The organism is Rodentibacter caecimuris (assembly GCF_001019715.1).
Lineage (GTDB): Bacteria > Pseudomonadota > Gammaproteobacteria > Enterobacterales > Pasteurellaceae > Rodentibacter > Rodentibacter caecimuris.
This window is the reverse complement of record NZ_BBXJ01000001.1, coordinates 433743-452936: the sequence shown is the minus strand read 5'-3', so window position 1 is coordinate 452936 and position 19194 is coordinate 433743. Positions and strand designations below refer to the sequence as shown.

At 40.0% G+C, this 19194-nt stretch carries 21 protein-coding genes; 15 read left to right on the top strand and 6 right to left on the bottom strand.

The genetic code is table 11. The features are described 5' to 3' along the window. The first annotated feature begins 61 nt into the window (after positions 1-61). The 5 genes from ppiD to rlmC all read left to right on the top strand — a co-directional run bounded on the left by ppiD (position 62) and on the right by rlmC (position 4986). Positions 62-1924 (top strand): peptidylprolyl isomerase, encoded by a 1863-nt coding sequence (gene ppiD / locus PNEUHYL_RS02015; protein ID WP_059365617.1) that lies wholly within the window; start codon positions 62-64, stop codon positions 1922-1924. 142 nt (positions 1925-2066) lie between these two features. Then, entirely contained in the window at positions 2067-2417 is a 351-nt protein-coding gene (hinT, locus tag PNEUHYL_RS02010; protein ID WP_059365616.1) for a purine nucleoside phosphoramidase, read from the top strand. After that, on the top strand, positions 2417-2767 hold the full coding sequence (locus PNEUHYL_RS02005) for a DUF1425 domain-containing protein (RefSeq protein WP_059365615.1): 351 nt from the start codon (positions 2417-2419) through the stop codon (positions 2765-2767). The genes hinT and PNEUHYL_RS02005 overlap by 1 nt, the downstream gene beginning before the upstream one ends. A gap of 3 nt (positions 2768-2770) precedes the next feature. Then, positions 2771-3814: a beta-N-acetylhexosaminidase gene (nagZ, locus tag PNEUHYL_RS02000; protein ID WP_059365614.1), complete on the top strand. Its 1044-nt coding sequence runs from the start codon at positions 2771-2773 to the stop codon at positions 3812-3814. Beyond that, a complete protein-coding gene (gene rlmC, locus PNEUHYL_RS01995) occupies positions 3811-4986 on the top strand; it encodes a 23S rRNA (uracil(747)-C(5))-methyltransferase RlmC (RefSeq protein ID WP_059365613.1) in 1176 nt (391 codons plus the stop codon). Before nagZ ends, rlmC begins: the two co-directional genes overlap by 4 nt. A 31-nt stretch (positions 4987-5017) precedes the next feature. On the opposite strand, the gene PNEUHYL_RS01990 is transcribed toward rlmC, so the two are convergent. From PNEUHYL_RS01990 to PNEUHYL_RS01970, 5 genes are all read right to left on the bottom strand, one after another. Next, the gene (locus PNEUHYL_RS01990) at positions 5018-5830 is read right to left on the bottom strand and encodes a metal ABC transporter permease (protein ID WP_059365612.1); all 813 of its coding nucleotides are present in this window, start codon (positions 5828-5830) and stop codon (positions 5018-5020) included. After that, the gene (locus tag PNEUHYL_RS01985) at positions 5823-6671 is read right to left on the bottom strand and encodes a metal ABC transporter permease (RefSeq protein WP_059365611.1); all 849 of its coding nucleotides are present in this window, start codon (positions 6669-6671) and stop codon (positions 5823-5825) included. The genes PNEUHYL_RS01990 and PNEUHYL_RS01985 overlap by 8 nt, the downstream gene beginning before the upstream one ends. A 3-nt stretch (positions 6672-6674) precedes the next feature. Further along, a complete protein-coding gene (locus PNEUHYL_RS01980; RefSeq protein WP_059365610.1) occupies positions 6675-7580 on the bottom strand; it encodes an ATP-binding cassette domain-containing protein in 906 nt (301 codons plus the stop codon). Beyond that, positions 7580-8461, bottom strand: coding sequence for a metal ABC transporter substrate-binding protein (locus PNEUHYL_RS01975; RefSeq protein ID WP_059365609.1), 882 nt, complete (start codon positions 8459-8461; stop codon positions 7580-7582). The genes PNEUHYL_RS01980 and PNEUHYL_RS01975 overlap by 1 nt, the downstream gene beginning before the upstream one ends. Before the next feature lie 249 nt (positions 8462-8710). Then, positions 8711-9595 carry a D-alanyl-D-alanine carboxypeptidase family protein gene (locus PNEUHYL_RS01970; protein ID WP_059365608.1) on the bottom strand — a complete coding sequence of 295 codons (885 nt, stop codon included), beginning with the start codon at positions 9593-9595 and terminating at the stop codon, positions 8711-8713. A 211-nt stretch (positions 9596-9806) separates the two neighbouring features. On the opposite strand from PNEUHYL_RS01970, the gene rlmN reads away from it, so the two are divergent. The 7 genes from rlmN to PNEUHYL_RS01935 all read left to right on the top strand — a co-directional run bounded on the left by rlmN (position 9807) and on the right by PNEUHYL_RS01935 (position 16092). Next, complete coding sequence (gene rlmN / locus PNEUHYL_RS01965) at positions 9807-10961, top strand: dual-specificity RNA methyltransferase RlmN (protein WP_059365607.1); 1155 nt, start codon at positions 9807-9809, stop codon at positions 10959-10961. A 25-nt stretch (positions 10962-10986) separates the two neighbouring features. Next, positions 10987-11532 (top strand): type IV pilus biogenesis/stability protein PilW, encoded by a 546-nt coding sequence (pilW, locus tag PNEUHYL_RS01960; RefSeq protein WP_059365606.1) that lies wholly within the window; start codon positions 10987-10989, stop codon positions 11530-11532. A 91-nt stretch (positions 11533-11623) separates the two neighbouring features. Then, positions 11624-12586, top strand: a complete 963-nt coding sequence (locus tag PNEUHYL_RS01955) for a RodZ domain-containing protein (RefSeq protein ID WP_237184476.1) — start codon at positions 11624-11626, stop codon at positions 12584-12586. Between the two features lie 12 nt (positions 12587-12598). Then, on the top strand, positions 12599-13705 hold the full coding sequence (gene ispG, locus PNEUHYL_RS01950) for a flavodoxin-dependent (E)-4-hydroxy-3-methylbut-2-enyl-diphosphate synthase (RefSeq protein WP_059365605.1): 1107 nt from the start codon (positions 12599-12601) through the stop codon (positions 13703-13705). Positions 13706-13714: 9 nt separating this feature from the next. Next, positions 13715-14986, top strand: a complete 1272-nt coding sequence (hisS, locus tag PNEUHYL_RS01945; RefSeq protein ID WP_059365604.1) for a histidine--tRNA ligase — start codon at positions 13715-13717, stop codon at positions 14984-14986. 18 nt (positions 14987-15004) lie between these two features. After that, positions 15005-15619 (top strand): YfgM family protein, encoded by a 615-nt coding sequence (locus PNEUHYL_RS01940; RefSeq protein WP_059365603.1) that lies wholly within the window; start codon positions 15005-15007, stop codon positions 15617-15619. A gap of 29 nt (positions 15620-15648) precedes the next feature. Continuing rightward, complete coding sequence (locus PNEUHYL_RS01935; RefSeq protein ID WP_059365602.1) at positions 15649-16092, top strand: methyltransferase family protein; 444 nt, start codon at positions 15649-15651, stop codon at positions 16090-16092. A gap of 41 nt (positions 16093-16133) precedes the next feature. Here the strand turns inward: PNEUHYL_RS01935 and sodA are convergent, their stop codons facing one another. Further along, entirely contained in the window at positions 16134-16781 is a 648-nt protein-coding gene (gene sodA / locus PNEUHYL_RS01930; protein WP_059365601.1) for a superoxide dismutase [Mn], read from the bottom strand. A 291-nt stretch (positions 16782-17072) separates the two neighbouring features. Here sodA and ccmA point away from each other — a divergent pair, with 291 nt between their 5' ends. Genes ccmA through PNEUHYL_RS01915 form a run of 3 tightly spaced genes read left to right on the top strand, consistent with a single transcriptional unit; the run spans position 17073 to position 19184 of the window. Then, a complete protein-coding gene (ccmA, locus tag PNEUHYL_RS01925; protein WP_059365600.1) occupies positions 17073-17711 on the top strand; it encodes a cytochrome c biogenesis heme-transporting ATPase CcmA in 639 nt (212 codons plus the stop codon). A 4-nt stretch (positions 17712-17715) separates the two neighbouring features. Next, positions 17716-18381: a heme exporter protein CcmB gene (gene ccmB, locus PNEUHYL_RS01920; RefSeq protein WP_059365599.1), complete on the top strand. Its 666-nt coding sequence runs from the start codon at positions 17716-17718 to the stop codon at positions 18379-18381. A gap of 59 nt (positions 18382-18440) precedes the next feature. Beyond that, on the top strand, positions 18441-19184 hold the full coding sequence (locus PNEUHYL_RS01915) for a heme ABC transporter permease (protein WP_059365598.1): 744 nt from the start codon (positions 18441-18443) through the stop codon (positions 19182-19184). The last annotated feature ends 10 nt before the right edge of the window (positions 19185-19194 follow it).

Sequence of the window (19194 nt, the reverse complement as noted above, 5' to 3'; positions counted from 1 at the left end):
GTGCGAATTTCCTCACTTTCGATTATAATTCCAAAAATTTTGTCTTTTAAAAAGGGTAAATATGTTTATCGAAAAAATGAACGGTATGGCGAATACCAAAATTGCTAAATTTATTCTCGGGTTGATTACCATTTCATTCTTAGTAGGGGGGATGTCTGGTTATTTATTTAGCAACTACGATTCTTATGCTGCAAAGGTCAATGGTGAAACCATTTCCCAGCAAGATTTTATGAATCGTTATAACCAAGAATTTGAAGCACGTGCGGCACAAGAAGGTGAGGCATTTTTAACTCAGTCCGATTCACCGGAATTTGTTAATGCTTTGCGTCAAGGGATTATTAATCGTTTGGTTGATCAAGAATTACTTCGCCAATACGCTAAAGAATTAAAATTGGGTGTGAGCGATGAAATGATTAAACGTGCCATTGTGCTTGATCCGAATTTTCAATCAAATGGGAAATTTGATAATGGATTATACCAACAAATTCTTGCACAAAACGGTTTAAGCTCTGATGCTTATGCGAATATTTTGCGTGGCGCACTGACCCTTGAGCAAATGCAAAACGGTATTGCGGATAGTGAATTTGTGGTGCCGGTTCAGGTAAAAGACAGTGCTCAACTTTTCTTTCAAAAACGTCTTGCCCGTTTAGCGACGTTATCCCTTGCCGATGAAATGGCAAAACAAAGTATCACTGAAGATGAAGTGAAAACCTACTATGAAGCCAACCAAAAAACGTTTGTGCAACCTGAACAAGTAAAAGTGCAATATATTCAAGTTTCAGGAGCAGATGTGGCGAAGGATATTCAAGTAAGCGATATCGAAATTGCACAATATTATCAAGATAATAAAGCACAGTTTATGACACAGCGAGTAGCGCATATACAATTTGCAAATGAGCAAGATGCGCAAACGGCTTATCAAGAATTACAAAATGGTGCAACTTTTGCCGAATTAGCCAAAACACGTTCGTTAGATAAAATTTCAGGTGAGAATGGCGGTGAATTGGGTTGGGTAAATGCTAATGAATTACCAAAAGCTTTTGAAGAGGCGACAACAAGACTTGAGGTCGGAAAATTCAGTGAACCTGTTAATGTTGACGGTAATTTTCACCTTATCCTGGTGGAAGAGCGTAAAGAAAAATCATTAAATGAAGTAAAAGCGCAAATCACAGATTTAGTACGTAAAAGCTTATTGGAAAACCGTTTCTACACGATTGAAAAAAATGTACGTGAAAAAGCCTTTGAAGACAGTAAATCTTTAGAGAGTGCGGCAAACGCAGCCGGTGTAAAAGTACAGGAAAGCGGTTATTTTTCTCGTGAAAATGTACCGACCGCGTTAAATTCACCTAATGTGATTTCTGCAATGTTTGATTCCGATATTTCAAATGGCGGGGCAAATTCCGAACCATTAAACGTAGGGGAACAAAATATCGTTTTGGTACGCGTGTTAGAGCATAAAGCAGAAGGCGTAAAAACATTAGATGAAGCAAAATCGGATATTGAAAACTTTTTAAAACGTGACAAAGCGGAAAAAACATTGATCACATCGGCAACACAGATAATCAATGATCTGCCGACGGCTCCAAATAAATTACCGGCGGGTATTTCTTTCGGTGCTGAGCAAACTTTCGCTTTTACTGAAAATCAAGATCCGATTTTAACCAATGGTATTTTCTCCATGGAAAAACCGACAAATGGTACAACCGTGTATAAAGTAGTGCGTAATGCGAAAGGCGATGTGATTATTGTGGCACTTAATAAAGTGGAACAAGGTGAGCTGAATGAGCAGGAATTAGCTCAATTTGGCGAACAATTACGTCAAACACAGCAACTTGAATTACGTGCACAACTGCTACAAGCATTACGTGATAAAGCACAAATTGAAATTAATGAAGCTTTTATCAAACAAGAAGATGAGAACTAATTAATAAGTTTTGAGTAAAGGCCTATGAGAACATAGGCTTTTTTCTTGAAAGAATAACGGTAAATTGCAATCAGAACTGATTTCTGATAAAAAGTGCGGTAGTTTTCAACCGCACTTTTTTCATTGATAGAAGGAAAATCCTATGGCAGAAGAAACCATTTTCAGCAAAATTATTCGTAAAGAAATCCCCGCCGATATTGTTTATCAAGACGAATTGGTGACCGCCTTTCGCGATATTGCGCCACAAGCTAAAACCCATATTTTAATTATCCCAAATAAATTGATTCCAACAGCCAATGAGGTAACCGAACAAGATGAAACCTCGCTTGGACGCCTGTTCACAGTCGCAGCAAAATTGGCGAAACAGGAGGGGATTGCGGAAGACGGTTACCGCTTAATTGTCAATTGCAACAAACATGGCGGTCAGGAAGTGTTTCATATTCATATGCACCTTCTAGGGGGCGAACCGCTTGGCAAAATGTTGGGTAAATAATGAAAAAATTATTGATTATTTTTGCGGGCTTGGTGCTTTCGGCGTGTTCCGTTTCAGGGCCGAATTTGGTTCACACGAATACCCCTATTTTGAATATAACGGCGGAACTTGCTTCGGTTGTTGAGGCAAACGTGTCAGCGGATTCTGCGTGGGTAAAAAATAAAACTAGCCAACCGGTTAATGTGAATTATCATCTTTTTTGGTATAACGCACAGGGCGTAACCCAAGTTTGGGCGGATCAGCGTGAAAGCGTTGTCGGCAATTTGCGTTTACAACCTCAAGCACGACAGTCTGTTGAGCTGATTAAACCAACGTTGGAAAGTACCAACTATCGTCTTTATTTACAGTAAATTATGTCTACTTTATTAATTGATCTTGAAGGTTACGAGCTAACTCAAGAAGAAGTTGAATTGTTGGAGCATCCTTTAGTTGCCGGTTTAATTCTGTTTACCCGCAATTTTTATGAGAGAGAACAGATTCAGGCATTGGTGAAATCCGTACGTAAGCGGGTGAAAAAACCGTTACTGATTACGGTGGATCAAGAAGGTGGTCGTGTGCAACGTTTCCGTGAAGGTTTTACACAGTTGCCGGCAATGCAAGCCTTTGCCTCATTATCCGATGTTTTGCAGCAGCAACATTGGGCGAGAGAATCAGGCTGGCAAATGGCGGCGGAAATGGCAGCGCTTGATATTGATCTCAGCTTTGCGCCGGTGTTGGATTTAGGCCATGAATGTCGTGCTATTGGCGATCGCAGCTTTAGTAGTGATGTGCAAAGTGCGGTCAATTTAGCAGGCGTTTTTATTGAGGGAATGCGTGAAGCAGGAATGGCAACAACGGGCAAACACTTTCCCGGTCACGGACACGTATTGGCAGATTCCCATCTGGAAACACCTTATGATGAACGTCCTCAGGAGGCGATTTTTAGTCGGGATCTCCAACCTTTCAAACAACTGATTGCTCAGCAAAAATTGGATGCTATTATGCCTGCCCATGTGATTTATACTCAATGCGATAGTCAGCCAGCAAGTGGCTCAGAATATTGGTTAAAGCAAATTTTACGTGAAAAATTGAATTTTAGCGGAGCGATTTTCTCCGATGATCTGGGGATGAAAGGTGCAGGGTTTATGGGGGATTTTGTCGCTCGTAGTGAAAAGGCATTGAATTCCGGTTGCGATTTATTGTTACTTTGTAATGAGCGGGCTGGTGTAATTCAAGTGTTGGAACAGTTAAAACTCACGGAAAATCAACCGCACTTTATTCAGCGTCAAACACGTTTAAATAGTTTATTTAAGAAAAAATCATATAGTTGGTCTGAATTGACCAAAACACCACGTTGGTTGGAAAACCATAAAAAATTGTCGGCGCTTCAACAAGCATGGTTGGCAGGCAAAGCATGATGGATTGCCGCCATTATCAAGCGGGAAATTGTCGTTCATGTCAATGGCTTAAAATGCCTTATGAACGGCAAATTTCTGAGAAAATCACTCATCTAAAAACGCAGCTTTCTCATTTGAATTGTGATGATTTGGTTTGGTTAGCCCCTTTCCAATCACAACCGTCGGCATTTCGTAATAAAGCTAAAATGGTTGTGAGCGGCTCGGTGGAACGACCGATTCTCGGTATTTTGCAAGATCCTAATGGTCCGAATAGTGCGGTTGATTTGTGTGATTGCCCTCTTTATCCCACGCATTTTGCAACGATCTTCCCGATTCTAAAAGATTTTATCGGGCGTGCCGGCTTAGTGCCGTACAACGTTGCCAAGAAGAAAGGTGAACTTAAATATATTTTACTGACGGAAAGCGTATCAACAGGAAAGTTAATGCTACGCTTTGTGCTGCGTTCTGAAAATAAGTTAGCGTTAATTTGTCGGGAGTTGGCCGGACTTATAGCTAAATTACCTCAACTGGAGGTCGTCAGTGTAAATCTGCAACCCCAACACGCCGCTATTTTAGAAGGGGAGCAAGAAATTTTTCTCACGAAACAACAATTTTTAGCGGAACGTTTTAATGATATTCCACTTTTTATTCGTCCCCAAGGTTTTTTCCAAACGAATCCTCAGGTTGCCGCAGGATTATATAAAACGGCACAACAATGGGTAAAAGATTTACCTGTAACAACATTATGGGATCTATTTTGCGGTGTGGGCGGTTTCGGTTTGCATTGTGCGTATGGATTGCAAGGAGAAAAAGGGCAGAACGTTGAACTGACCGGTATTGAAATTTCGCCATCGGCAATTTTAGCGGCAAAAATGTCCGCCCAAAAATTAGCTTTACGGAATGTGACATTTCAGTCTTTAGATGCGGCAAATTTTGTGTTGAACGGCAATGAGGAACGCCCGGATTTGGTTATTGTAAACCCTCCACGTCGTGGAACCGGAAAGGCAGTAAGCGAATTTCTCAACCAAATCCGACCGCACTTTATTTTATATTCCAGTTGTAACGCCATTTCTATGGGGAAAGATTTACGCGATCTGACACATTATCAGCCTGTTAAAATTCAGCTTTTTGATATGTTCCCGCATACGGCACATTATGAAGTGCTGACCTTATTAGCGCGTATCATAAATTAACGATTCGGGCGGATAATATATCCGCCTTGAATTATTGTTTAATTTTGCTATAGGCTAATGCAAGGATAAAAATTGCCGCCTGCAATAAAATAATACAAGCACCCGTTGAGGCATCAAAGTGATAGCTCAAAATCACGCCCATAAGGCTTGAAATAACTGAGGTTATGACAGAGACCCATAGCATTTTATCAAAGGATTTTGTCAATGTAAGGGCAGTAATTCCCGGTGCTATCAACATGGCAACCACTAAAATTACGCCAACTACCTGCATGGTGCTGACAATAGTGAGCGCAGTTAGAATGAGTAAGCTATAATGCAAAACCTGTGGTGAGAGACCGGCAACCCGAGCATGGCTTGCATCAAAACAATAAAGTAATAAATCACGGCGTTTAAAGAGAATAACAAGAAAAACAAAGGTAGAAATGACCGCAGTTTGTATTAATTCAATATTGCTGACCCCTAATACGTTGCCAAACAAAATATGGGTTAAATGTTGCTCGGTTTGAATTTTGGTAAACATCACCAATCCGATGGCAAACATGCCTGAAAACACAATCCCCATGGCGGTATCTTCTTTAATTCGGCTGTTTTCTTTTAAATAACCCACGCCGAAAGCACAAAAAATGCCGGATAGGAATGCCCCGATAGCAAGAGGAATACCTATCAGATAGGCTAATACAATTCCCGGTAGCACGGCATGAGAAATCGCATCACCCATTAATGACCAACCCTTTAATACTAAATAACAGGAAAGTAAGGCACAGATAGTAGAGACAATTAATGCTGTGAGCAACGCATTTTGCATAAAAGCAAATTGGAGAGGCTCTAAAAACCAATCAAACATCGGGTACCGCCTTTTTGTTGCGAGTAAGTAAGCCGTATTTTGGGGAAAACAAAAATGCGAGCAAGAAAAGTAAAGTTTGCAGTGTAACTATGATTCCTCCGCTTGCACCGTCTAAATAATAGCTCATATAAACGCCCACAAAACTGGTGATTGAGCCTAATATCACAGCAATGATCGCTAGGGTTTTAAACTTATCCGTCAGTAGATAAGCCGTAGCACCCGGTGTAATGACCATTGCGATTACAAGAATTGCTCCTACGGTTTGTAATGCAGCGACTACACAAGCACTTAATAAGGTAAAAAATAAGGTTTTATAGAAAAGTGGTGAAAGCCCTACGGTAATCGCTTGAGTTTCGTCGAAAAAAATCAGTAGTAGATCTTTCCAGAATAATAAAAGCAAGACTAAACAAATACCGATAATGATCGAAACTTGGTAGATATCTTCATCTGCAATGCCCAAAATATTACCTAAAATAACACTTTGCACATTTACGGCAGTCGGATTTAAGGAAATAATCAATAATCCGAGCGCAAAAAATGTACTGAAAATAAAACCGATAACAGCATCTTCCTTTAGCTTAGAAATGGATTTAATCCATAAAATAGAAATTGCGGCTAAAATACCTGAAAAAAATGCACCGAGCGCATAAGGTAAGGAAAACGCATAAGCAATGGCGACACCCGGTACAACGGAGTGGGATAAGGCATCACCAATTAATGACCAGCCCTTGAGCATTAAATAGGAAGACAAAAAAGCGCAAATTCCTCCGACAACCGTGCTCAAAATCATTGCTTTCAACATGTAGTCATAAGAGAAGGGCTCGAGTAATAAATCCAGCATAGGTTATTCCTTCTCTTTTTTATTCGCGGACGTGTCAAAATTGCAATCTTGTGTTGTGGCAGGGGGATCCTGTTTGGTTTCACCGTAGAATACCACCGCTTTTTCATCATCGGTCAGTACCGTTACTGCGCGTTTGTCTTCATCATTATGTAAGTCTTCACCTTGCAATCTGATATGGCGCAACACACCACCAAAGACGAGCTCTAAATTATGTTGATTAAAGGTGTCTTCTGTTTTTCCGGCTGCAATAACTGTGCGGTTGATCATCACCACTTGATCACAAAAATCAGGCACAGAACCTAGATTGTGAGTCGAAACCAAAATTAGATGCCCTTCACTACGAAGTTGCTGCAACAAATCCACAATGGCGTTTTCCGTTTTAACATCTACGCCGGTGAAAGGCTCATCCAACAAAATTATTGGGCTTTGTTGCGCCAATGCGCGAGCTAAAAATACCCGTTTCTTTTGCCCGCCGGAGAGTTCGCCAATTTGGCGATGTGCAAGATGCTCAATGTTTACACGTTGCATCGCCTCTTGCACTTTTTGTTTATCAATAGATTTTGGGATACGTAAAAGGTTCATGTATCCATAACGTCCCATCATAACGACATCATAAACGGAAACGGGGAATTGCCAGTCCACTTCTTCCGATTGCGGAACATAAGCAATCAGATTACGTTTTAGGGCTTGAGAAATCGGTAGGTTGCATAGTTTTATTTCACCTTTTTGTGGTTTTACTAACCCCATTAGACTTCTAAACAGGGTTGATTTTCCACTACCGTTCACGCCAACCAGTGCGCAAATCGTACCGTCATTGAGTGAAAAGCTCATATCGTGAATAGCAGTATGTCCGTTGTTATAACGAACGGTTACGTCATTCACCCAAATTGATGTCGAAAATGATTCCATTATTTTTCAAATCCTTTAACTATGGTGGAAACGGTGGTATTCAATAGGTCGATATAGGTTGGTACAGGGCCCTCTTTGGTTGAAAGAGAATCTACATATAATACTCCCCCATATTTTGCCCCACTTTCTTTCGCCACTTGTTGTGCCGGCTTAGGTGAAATAGTACTTTCACTGAACACTACCGGAATATTATTTTTACGAACCAAATCAATGACTTTACGAACTTGTTGAGGCGTTCCTTGTTGTTCGGCATTAATTGGCCATAAGTAACCTTCTTTTAAGTTGTAATCTTTCGCCAAATAGCTGAAAGCTCCTTCGCTGGTGACCAGCCAACGTTTGGACTCCGGAATTTGTGCAAGTTTAGCACGAAGCGGTTCATCTAACTGTTTAATTTTTTGTGTGTAATCCGCTGCATTTTTTTCATATACATCGGCATTTTGAGGATCATGTTTAATCAGTGCGTTTTTAATATTTTCAATATAAATTAATGCATTAGAAGGCGACATCCAAGCGTGTGGGTTAGGCGCGTCTTTGTAAGGCCCTTCATAAATAGAAAGAGGTGTAATGCCTTCTGTCACCACTACGGCCGGTTTATCTTTAATATTTTGGAAAAAACGCTCAAACCAACGCTCTAAATTTAAACCGTTCCATAGAATTAAATCGGCAGATTGTGCCTTTACAATGTCTTTTGGGGTCGGCTCGTATTCATGAATTTCCGCGCCGGGTTTCGTGATAGATTCCACCGTTGCTGCATCGCCCGCTACATTTTGTGCAATATCTTGGATAACGGTAAAAGTCGTAACAACTTTAAATTTTGCATTGGCTTGCATCATAAATAAACCTAACGTAAGTGCGGTCATAATTTTTAATGAAATTCGCATAAGATCTCCTTATAAAGTAGAATTCGTTTTACTTGAATGATAGGTGAATACAGTACAGTTTACATTCACTGGGGACAATAGTACTACTTTTTGTAGAGATTTCAAATAAAAATGATTATCAAATTCTAAAGATTTTATTTTACGCCGGTTAGCATATCAAAAAGGATGATAGATTTTTTCTATGCTTTTAAATGTTGATGATTGTAGGAATAAAAATATACCGGCGTGTTGCCGGTAGAATAGCGAAACTTATTGTTTTGAAAGTTGTTCAATCAGATTGCTTAGCCCTTCTTCATCGTAACCTTCTTCATATTGTGCATCATCAGGTGTGAAATTATTGAGCCGGTGTCCGGCAATACAACCATATTTTTCTAATTTGTTTTTGGTGAAATTAGTGCGGAATTGGGAGGAGCTATTATTTAAACTAATCACCCCAATGGCTGAATTTCGGCAAAGATGTTTATTAACAAATACCAGATTATAGCCTGATTCACGAATATAGCCGGTTTTATTAATTGCTGCATCGAATACGGCTTCTCGTACCAGTTTGTTGGTATTTCTCACCAATACCTGACGTCCGCCGGCCTGAATATAAGCGCTTGGCATATTAGAAAAATCCTTAATTTGCGGTTTATTCAAGGAATATTTAGTCAGCTTAACCAGATCCATCACACTGGAAATATTACTATCCGATAAACCTGAACTATCAGTGAAGCGGGTGGAACGCATACCAAGTTCACGAGCCTTTTCATTCATTTTCTGAATAAACTGTAGGCGGCTCATTCCGGCTGAACGGGAAAGGGCATGGGCTGCATAGTTATCGGAATGAACTAACATTGCTTTTAGTAGTTCATTACAAGGAATGGGCGTATATGTCGGTAATTTTGTACGGGTACCTTTGATATAGTCATGATCATCATCTGTAATGGAGGCGGCACAACGAGGATTTTTATTATTTTCTAAAAATACATTTGCAGTCATTAGTTTTGTTACTGATGCAATAGGTTGAACATGGTTTGGTGAGCTGCTTTCCAAGACTTTATCGTGAGTGAAATCGTAAACGACATAGGATTGTGCCATGGTTAAGGGGGCTGGGATACATAGACACAAAACTGAAAAGCATTTTTTAAACATTTTTAGTACCGATAAATAAAACAGAGGCGTATTCTACCGCACTTTTTTCTAAAAGATTGCTTATTTTTGCGATCTGAATCGTAAAAAGTGCGGTCAGAAATGTTCTTGTTTTTGAAATCTGCTAGCTTATCTTCTAACAAATCTGTAAAATCGCTGCTCATTTTTATATCAGGCTTTTTTGTAGTAAATCACTACAATTTTTATTGCCATAATGTGTAGCAACGAGGCTTTAATGTTAGAACAAATATCAAACAAAAAAATTAATTTAATGGATTTGACGCGCCAACAAATGCGTGAATTTTTTCAAGAACTTGGGGAAAAACCGTTTCGAGCCGATCAATTAGTAAAATGGATTTATCATTTTGGCGAAGATAATTTCGACAATATGACAAATATCAATAAGAAATTACGAGAAAAGTTAAAATCCGTTGCTGAAATTAGAGCACCTGAAGTGGCGGTAGAGCAACGTTCTGCAGACGGCACGATAAAATGGGCAATGCAGGTGGGCGATCAACAAGTAGAAACCGTGTATATTCCTGAAGCGGATCGTGCCACGCTTTGTGTTTCTTCTCAGGTTGGTTGTGCCTTGGCCTGTACCTTTTGTTCTACCGCTCAACAAGGCTTTAATCGTAATTTGACCGTATCTGAAATTATTGGGCAAGTGTGGCGAGCCTCAAAAATTATCGGTAATTTTGGCGTGACCGGCGTTCGTCCAATAACGAATGTGGTGATGATGGGGATGGGGGAACCGCTATTAAATGTGGCAAATGTTGTTCCTGCAATGGAAATCATGTTGGACGATTTTGCTTACGGTTTATCTAAACGCCGTGTGACACTTTCTACTTCAGGAGTTGTGCCGGCATTGGATAATTTAAATAAGATGATTGATGTTGCATTAGCTATCTCCTTACATGCACCGAATGATGAATTACGTGATGAAATTGTACCGATTAATAAAAAATATAATATTAAAATGCTGATTGATTCTGTGAATCGTTATTTGAGTGTTTCCAATGCCAATCATGGCAAAGTCACGATTGAATATGTGATGTTGGATCATGTTAATGACAGTGTGGAGCATGCTCATCAGCTTGCGGAAGTGTTGAAAAATACACCTTGTAAAATTAATTTAATCCCGTGGAATCCGTTTCCTGAAGCCCCTTATGCCAAAAGTTCAAATACCCGTATCGATCGATTCCAAAAAGCATTAATGGAATATGGTTTTACTGTCATTGTGCGTAAAACTCGGGGAGATGATATTGATGCTGCGTGCGGGCAACTGGCCGGTGATGTTATTGATCGTACTAAACGTACAGCAATGAAACGTCAATTTGGGCAGAATATAGGAATAACCCAAGTTAATTAGTGAAACTATAGTAATTGGAGGAAAAATGAGATCTTTATTTATTCGATTTTTAAGTGCGGTCATTTTTCCTCTTGTTTTTTCAGCTTGTGTTTCGCAAGCACCCTCTTCTGATTTTAATAAACAACAGGCGGCAAAAGCGCGAGTCGAACTGGCTCTCGGTTATTTGCAGCAAAATAATTTTATTCAAGCAAAACAAAATCTTGATAAAGCGTTAGCACATGATCAAGAGTATTATCTTGTTCATTCTGCCTTTGCACATTTTCATCAATTGCAAGGCGATGTTAATGAAGCAAGAAAATCTTATCTAAAATCCATAACACTTGATGAAAAACAAGGCGATGTACATAATAATTTTGGCGCGTTTTTATGTAGTCAAGGTGAGTTTGAACAAGCCAATAAGCAATTTGAACTTGCCTTACTTTCGCCTAATTATTACCGTCAGGCAGATACTTATGAAAATATGGCACTTTGCTCACAGGCGCTAAATCAATCGGAGGCTTATCAAAAAGCAATCGACAAATTACGACAAATAGATGTGAATCGTGCGGAAAAACTAAGTCTAATCAAATAAAACATTGCCAAAAATTGCTTTGGACTTTAAAATTCAGCCTTTAATTATGTCTCATAAATTAATAAACATTATGGATGCCCAGGCTGAACAAATGGAAACGAAAACGCAAGCAGATCAACCTATATCTTTGGGAGATAAATTTCGTGAGGCCCGCGAAGCCTTAAATCTATCTCTTGAAGATGTCTCTAAGCAAATTACATTACGTCCCGCGATTTTAGCTCAAATCGAAAATAATGAATTTATCCAAAAAAATGTGCCTGCGGCTTTCATGAAAGGCTATGTACGCAATTATGGGAAGTTTCTGCGTTTACCTGAAAGTCTTTGGGCCGATCTCTCTTTTGGGGAAGACGAACAAAATGATTTGGGAAAAAATGCTCGTTCTACTCGCTCGGTAAATCAATATTCTTCTCACAGTCGTTGGGTTGGCTATTTAACCGCATTAGTGCTTTTAGTCGCATTAAGTATGACGGGCTTGTGGTGGTGGCAGAACTATCAAAAATCTAATGAAGAGCGTGATACCTTAGTGCAAAGTTATGTGTCAAATGTAGAAACTACCCAAACAGTATCGGAAAGTTCCTCCGTTTCACCTACTGAACTGCCAAGTGTTCAACCGATCCAGCCGGAAAATACTCAAGCTAATAGTATGGAAATGGCTGAAGTAAAAGCTAGCCAAGAGGTTATTTCTGCTCAGACTGAACAAAATGTATTACCTAAATCAATCACTTCTGGCGAAGACACAACGTTGAACGAAATTGCGATTCCTGATACGCAAAGTGCGGTTGAAGATCCAACTATTTCTCCACCTCCGCCGGCTGCTCAAGGTGATTTAGTCGTGGAAATATTAAAAAATACCAGTTGGTTAAGTATAAAAGATCAGAATCGAAAAGTGCTTGCACAAAAAGAATATAAGCAAGGTGAAGTCTTAACCTTTAGCGGTAATGAATTTTCATTGATTGTAGGGGCACCGGGGAATGTTCGTATCACTTATAAGGGGCAGGATTATCCTCTAAAAGTGGACGGGCGTGTCGCAAAATTTAAACTTTCACAACCTTAATAAGGAATGATAATGTCAGCTTTTCAACCGATAATTAAGCGTCGTGAATCGACAAAAATTTATGTAGGTAATGTACCGATTGGTGGAGATGCACCGATTGCCGTGCAATCTATGACAAATACGCGCACTACGGATATTGATTCTACGGTTGCTCAGATTAAATCTTTAGAGCGTGTAGGCGCCGATATTGTGCGTGTTTCGGTGCCGACCATGGATGCTGCTGAAGCGTTTAAAATTATTAAACAGCAAGTTAGTATACCATTGATAGCAGACATCCATTTTGACTACCGTATTGCATTAAAAGTTGCTGAGTATGGTGTAGATTGTTTGCGTATAAATCCCGGTAACATCGGACGAGAGGATCGTATTCGTGCAGTAGTGGATTGTGCTCGTGATAAAAATATCCCTATTCGCATTGGTGTGAATGCCGGTTCTTTAGAGAAAGACATTCAAGAGAAATACGGTGAGCCTACTCCCGAAGCACTTGTTGAGTCTGCATTGCGTCACGTAGAGATTTTAGATCGTTTTAACTTTGATCAATTTAAAGTAAGCGTGAAAGCATCCGATGTGTCTTTGGCGGTAGAATCTTATCGTTTACTGGCAAAAGCGATTAAACAGCCGTTACACCTAGGGATTACCGAAGCCGGTGGTGCGCGTGCCGGAGCTGTTAAATCGGCAATCGGTTTAGGAATGCTACTCGCTGAGGGAATAGGAGATACCCTACGAGTTTCCTTGGCGGCAGATCCTGTGGAAGAAATCAAAGTAGGTTTTGATATTTTAAAATCGTTGCGTATTCGTTCCCGAGGAATTAATTTTATTGCCTGTCCAACCTGTTCTCGTCAAGAATTTGATGTGATCGGTACAGTGAATGCTTTAGAACAACGTCTTGAAGATATTATTACACCGATGGATGTATCTATTATCGGCTGTGTCGTAAATGGACCGGGTGAAGCCTTAGTCTCTGATCTCGGCGTAACAGGTGGGAATAAGAAAAGCGGTTATTATATAGATGGCGAGCGTCAAAAAGAGCGGTTTGATAACGAAGATATTATCAATCAATTAGAAGCAAAGATCCGTGCGAAAGTCGCATTGCAAGATCCCAAAAATCGTATTATTTAAGGAAAACTTGTGGCAAAAACAATTCAAGCAATTCGTGGTATGAACGATTGTCCACCAACAGAATCCCCATTATGGCAATGGGTTGAAATGCAGGTACGTGAAGTATTAAACAGTTATGGTTACTCTGAAGTGCGTATGCCGATTGTTGAAAGTACACCGTTATTTGCCCGTGCTATTGGCGAAGTAACGGATGTTGTTTCAAAGGAAATGTACACTTTTTGGGATAACGATGAACAATTAACCCTTCGCCCTGAGGGGACTGCAGGTTGTGTGCGGGCAGCGATTGAACATGGTTGGATTTATAATAATGAACAGCGTTTGTGGTATATGGGCCCGATGTTTCGCCATGAACGTCCGCAAAAGGGACGTTATCGCCAGTTCCATCAAGCGGGAGTAGAAGTTTTTGGTATTGCAAATCCGGAAATCGATGCCGAGCTAATTATTTTAACGGCGAGACTTTGGAAAAAATTAGGTATTGATCAGCAGGTTTCTCTGCAACTAAACTCAATCGGTTCATTGGAAGCAAGAGCAAGTTATCGCTCCGCATTGGTAGAATTCTTGGAAAAATATCAAGATCTAATGAGCGAAGAAGAAAAAGAACGTTTAGTGAAAAACCCTCTGCGTATTTTAGATACTAAAAATCAAGAATTACAAAAAGTATTAGATAATGCACCGAAACTCCTTGATTATTTGGATGAAGAAAGCCGTGTACATTTTGCTCAATTATGTGCTTTATTAGATGCAGTGGGAATTCAATATGAAATTAATCCAAAGCTTGTACGGGGATTGGATTATTACAATAAAACGGTGTTTGAATGGGTAACTTCTGCACTGGGTGCGCAAGGCACGGTATGCGGCGGCGGTCGCTATGACGGTTTGGTTGAGCAGCTTGGCGGACACGCTACGTCCGGTGTAGGCTTTGCGATGGGACTGGAGCGCTTAGTTTTATTGGTACAAGAACTTAATGTAGCCATACCATTAAAAAGTGCGGTCGATATTTATGTAATTCATCAAGGGGAAGATACGACTTTAGCTGCTTTACAAATTGCTGAAAAAATTCGTTCAGCATTGCCGCACTTACGGGTTATGCAACATTGCTCGGGGGGTAATTTTAAAAAACAATTTAAACGTGCGGATAAATCCGGTGCGACTTTAGCTTTAGTCATTGGTGAAAGTGAAGTGCAAAATAGTCAGGTAGTTGTGAAACATTTACACGGTGGGGTTGAACAACAAACCTTTGAAGTTGAACAAGTTATTGATTATATTCAATCTCAATTTTAATTTATAAAGGAAAAAGATATGGCATACTCCATTGAAGAAGAACAAGAGATTAACCAGTTAAAAGAATGGTGGAAAGAAAACGGCAAAACTATCATTGTCGCTTTTATTTTGGGGGTGGCCGGCGTGTTTGGCTGGCGTTATTGGCAGACTTATCAAGCAAATCAAATAGCTGAAGCCTCGGCAGGATATGATGCTTTAGTTTATGCGGCCGAGCAAGATCCTACCGCTCAGAAAGCGAAATTAACGGAATTCATTCAAGCGAATAGTAAAACCAGTTATGCAGTCTTTGCCTTGTTTGACGAAGCAAAAAATGCGGTGGCAAAACAAGATTTTGCGAGTGCCGAAGTTGCTTTACAGCAGGTTTTAACACAATCTCAAGATGACTTATTGACATCACTTGCCGCGTTACGTTTAAGTGCCGTGCAGTTCCAGTTAGGTCAATTAGATAGTGCATTATCAACACTCGAACAGGTAAAGAGTGCTGGTTTTAATGCACGCAAAATACTTTTAGTCGGTGATATTCAGTTGGCAAAAGGCGACACTGTTGCGGCAAAAAATAGTTTTGAGCAAGTGCTTCAAACGGGTAGCTCGTTAGAACAGCAAATGGCTCAAATGAAGTTAAACAATCTTTAGTATAAAGCGCCCGAGAGGGCGTTTGTTTTATGCGCTTTTTATTTCCACTTCCTCCCCCGATTCTTTGTTTCTCCATTGGTGTGGTGATGTATGCTTTACCTCAAATAGGGCGATATTCCAGATTTTTTTATGCGATTTGGTTTTTTATTCTAGTCTCTATTTTGGTTGCTGCTGCGAGTGTATGGCAATTTTATCGCAATGACACATCTATTGATCCGAAACAGTTGGATAAAACGACAAGGCTTGTCACATCCGGTATTTTTCAAATCACGCGTAACCCAATGTACCTGAGTCTATTACTGATTCTTGTATCATGGGCATTATGGTTAGGGCATTTATTGGCTTGGAGTGGGGTCATTATCTTTATATTTTTAATGAATCGATTCCAAATTTCTCGAGAAGAAATCTATTTAGAAAAGAAATTTGGGGATACATATCGTCGGTATAAATCGAAAGTTAGGCGGTGGATATAAAAAGTGCGGTCAAAATTGACCGCACTTTTGTCGTTCATTGATTATTTGGCGTGATTGCAATCAGCCGCTTTCTTTTCAAAACGCTCTGCAACATAATCCCAGTTTACAACATTCCAAAATTCTTTAATGTAATCCGGGCGACGATTTTGGAATTTCAAGTAGTAGGCGTGTTCCCAAACGTCTAAGCCTAAAAGTGGGAAACCTTCACAACCTGCAATTTCTTTACCCATTAGTGGATTATCTTGGTTTGCTGTGGAAACAACCGCGAGTTTTCCTTCGGTAGTTAACACCAACCATGCCCAACCTGAACCGAAGCGGGTTGCCGCCGCTTTTTCGAATTCGGCTTGAAAGGCTTCGACAGAACCAAAATCGCGTAAGATTGCTTCTTTCAATGCACCTTGTAATGTAGTTCCTTTTTTCAAGGATTTCCAGAATAAACTATGATTTGCGTGACCGCCGGCATTATTACGTAATGCGACACGTTTTTCTGCCGGAAGTTTGTCAAGTTGAGAAATTAATTGACCTGCGCAAATTTCGGTAAATTCAGCCGGTAAGCCTTCTAGTGCCGCATTGGCATTATTTACGTAGGCTTGGTGATGTTTACTATGGTGAATTTCCATCGTTTGAGCATCAAAATGAGGTTCTAAGGCATCATAAGCGTAGCCTAATTCAGGTAGAGTGTAAGCCATAATTCATTCCTTCTTATAAAATGAGTTTTCATTTGAGCCGATTTGGCTGTCAGCTAAAAATGCAAAAGCTTTAACCAAAAAGTACTAAGGGGAAAATACTAGCAGAAAAGTTGATTTAGATCATTAAATGTTTTCCCTTTTGTAGAAATTGAGTATTCAAATGAAGCTTGTTCTAAGTCAATAAAACCTACAATCTACTACCAAATAGTTAATTGTTTTGACTACTTAAAATCTCGTTAAATTTTTCACTTGTGATAGAATGACCGCAATTCAATATTCGTGTTTTTCTTTATGTCTAAGTCTCACAATTTATCTATCAAAGAGCTTGCCTGCCAACGTGGTGAGAGTTTGCTTTTTTCCGGTTTATCGTGCAATTTTAACAGTGGTGATTTTGTGCAGATTGAGGGACATAATGGTATCGGAAAAACCAGTTTATTGCGTATTTTAGCCGGGCTTGCACAACCCTTAGAAGGTGAAGTGCGGTGGAATTCTGAACTTATTTCCAAACAACGGGAAATTTACTATCAGGATTTACTTTATCTAGGGCATTTTTCCGGCGTAAAACCAGAACTGACAGCGTTAGAGAATCTGCAATTTTATCAACGCATTAGCCAAGCGGAGCAGGGAGATGACGCACTTTGGGACGTATTAGCGAAAGTCGGACTTTTGGGGCGTGAAGATCTACCCGCCGCACAACTTTCAGCGGGGCAACAACGACGTATTGCATTAGCAAGATTATGGCTTTCTCATGCACCGTTATGGATTTTAGATGAACCTTTTACGGCGATTGATAAAAAAGGCGTGGAAATTTTGACCGCACTTTTTGATGAGCATGCAAAACAAGGTGGCATTGTATTAATGACAAGCCATCAAGATGTGCCGAGTATGCGTTTGCAGAAACTTAATTTAGTACAGTATAAAGCGGAATAAGTGAATGATTTTTCTAGAAGTAATTAAACGTGAATTAAAAATTGCAATGCGTAAACGGTCAGAGATTTTAAATCCACTGTGGTTTTTTTTGATTGTTATCACGTTATTTCCACTTGTGATTGGGCCGGATCCTAAATTACTTTCACGCATTGCACCCGGAATTGCTTGGGTGGCGGCTTTACTTTCTGCATTGCTTTCTTTTGAACGTTTGTTCCGTGATGATTTTATTGACGGTTCACTTGAGCAATTAATGCTGACCAAGCAACCTCTCGTATTAACGGCGTTGTCCAAGGTTATCGCACATTGGCTTTTAACCGGTTTGCCACTGATTTTACTTTCGCCAATTGCGGCATTATTACTTTCTCTTGAAGTACATCTTTGGTGGGCGCTAGTGCTAACCTTGCTTCTTGGTACGCCGGTATTGAGTTGTATCGGTGCGATTGGTGTTGCATTAACCGTAGGATTACGTAAGGGCGGTGTGTTGCTCAGTTTACTTGTAGTGCCGTTGTTTATTCCCGTGTTGATTTTCGCATCTTCCGTATTGGATGCAGCCGGTTTGAATTTGCCTTATACGGGGCAACTTGCAATTTTAGGTGCGATGATGGTAGGTGCGATGACGCTTTCGCCTTTTGCGGTGGCTGCGGCATTGCGTATTAGTTTGGATAATTAATTCGACAACTGTGCGAAAGTGCGGTTGTTTTTCTTTTTATTTTTTTGTGAGGCTTTGTTATGTGGAACTGGTTACATCCCTACGCTAAACCAGAAACCCAATATCGAATTTGTGGTAAATTGAGTCCAGTGTTTGCTCTATTGAGTTTGTTATTGTTAAGTGTCGGTATTGTATGGGGCTTGGCCTATGCGCCGGCAGATTATCAACAGGGGAACAGTTTCAGAATCATGTATGTACATGTGCCAACGGCGATTTGGTCAATGGGCGTGTATGGTTCAATGGCGGTAGCCGCTGTGATCGCACTGGTATGGCAAATTAAACAAGCTCATTTAGCAATGATTGCTATGGCACCTATTGGCGCATTATTCACCTTTCTCGCACTGATTACCGGTGCGATTTGGGGCAAACCGATGTGGGGGACTTGGTGGGTATGGGATGCCCGTCTGACTGCTGAATTAATTCTATTCTTTTTATATCTTGGTATTCTTGCTCTTTATTCCAGTTTTTCCGATCGGGCGATCGGAGCAAAAGCCTCGGGTATTTTATGTATTACTACTGTGGTGATTTTGCCGATTATTCATTTCTCTGTGGAATGGTGGAATACGCTTCATCAAGGCGCAAGTATTACAAAATTTGAAAAACCGTCTATTGCTGCTCCGATGTTAATTCCATTGATTTTATGTATTTTTGGTTTTTTAGCTTTATATATTTGGCTGACCCTGGTGCGTTATCGTGCGGAATTATTAAGAGAAGATGCAAAACGCCCATGGGTGAAAGCTCTGGCAAAAGATTGTAGTAAATAGTTTTTATATT

Coding starts and splice junctions, on each gene's coding strand:
- PNEUHYL_RS01935 (WP_059365602.1), top strand. CDS start 15,649: ATGCGCTTTTTATTTCCACTTCCTCCCCCGATTCTTTGTTTCTCCATT.
- PNEUHYL_RS02005 (WP_059365615.1), top strand. CDS start 2,417: ATGAAAAAATTATTGATTATTTTTGCGGGCTTGGTGCTTTCGGCGTGT.
- PNEUHYL_RS01975 (WP_059365609.1), bottom strand. CDS start 8,461: ATGCGAATTTCATTAAAAATTATGACCGCACTTACGTTAGGTTTATTT.
- rlmN (WP_059365607.1), top strand. CDS start 9,807: ATGTGTAGCAACGAGGCTTTAATGTTAGAACAAATATCAAACAAAAAA.
- PNEUHYL_RS01940 (WP_059365603.1), top strand. CDS start 15,005: ATGGCATACTCCATTGAAGAAGAACAAGAGATTAACCAGTTAAAAGAA.
- nagZ (WP_059365614.1), top strand. CDS start 2,771: ATGTCTACTTTATTAATTGATCTTGAAGGTTACGAGCTAACTCAAGAA.
- ccmB (WP_059365599.1), top strand. CDS start 17,716: ATGATTTTTCTAGAAGTAATTAAACGTGAATTAAAAATTGCAATGCGT.
- sodA (WP_059365601.1), bottom strand. CDS start 16,781: ATGGCTTACACTCTACCTGAATTAGGCTACGCTTATGATGCCTTAGAA.
- ccmA (WP_059365600.1), top strand. CDS start 17,073: ATGTCTAAGTCTCACAATTTATCTATCAAAGAGCTTGCCTGCCAACGT.
- PNEUHYL_RS01985 (WP_059365611.1), bottom strand. CDS start 6,671: ATGCTGGATTTATTACTCGAGCCCTTCTCTTATGACTACATGTTGAAA.
- PNEUHYL_RS01970 (WP_059365608.1), bottom strand. CDS start 9,595: ATGTTTAAAAAATGCTTTTCAGTTTTGTGTCTATGTATCCCAGCCCCC.
- hinT (WP_059365616.1), top strand. CDS start 2,067: ATGGCAGAAGAAACCATTTTCAGCAAAATTATTCGTAAAGAAATCCCC.
- rlmC (WP_059365613.1), top strand. CDS start 3,811: ATGATGGATTGCCGCCATTATCAAGCGGGAAATTGTCGTTCATGTCAA.
- PNEUHYL_RS01915 (WP_059365598.1), top strand. CDS start 18,441: ATGTGGAACTGGTTACATCCCTACGCTAAACCAGAAACCCAATATCGA.
- ppiD (WP_059365617.1), top strand. CDS start 62: ATGTTTATCGAAAAAATGAACGGTATGGCGAATACCAAAATTGCTAAA.
- pilW (WP_059365606.1), top strand. CDS start 10,987: ATGAGATCTTTATTTATTCGATTTTTAAGTGCGGTCATTTTTCCTCTT.
- PNEUHYL_RS01980 (WP_059365610.1), bottom strand. CDS start 7,580: ATGGAATCATTTTCGACATCAATTTGGGTGAATGACGTAACCGTTCGT.
- ispG (WP_059365605.1), top strand. CDS start 12,599: ATGTCAGCTTTTCAACCGATAATTAAGCGTCGTGAATCGACAAAAATT.
- PNEUHYL_RS01955 (WP_237184476.1), top strand. CDS start 11,624: ATGGAAACGAAAACGCAAGCAGATCAACCTATATCTTTGGGAGATAAA.
- PNEUHYL_RS01990 (WP_059365612.1), bottom strand. CDS start 5,830: ATGTTTGATTGGTTTTTAGAGCCTCTCCAATTTGCTTTTATGCAAAAT.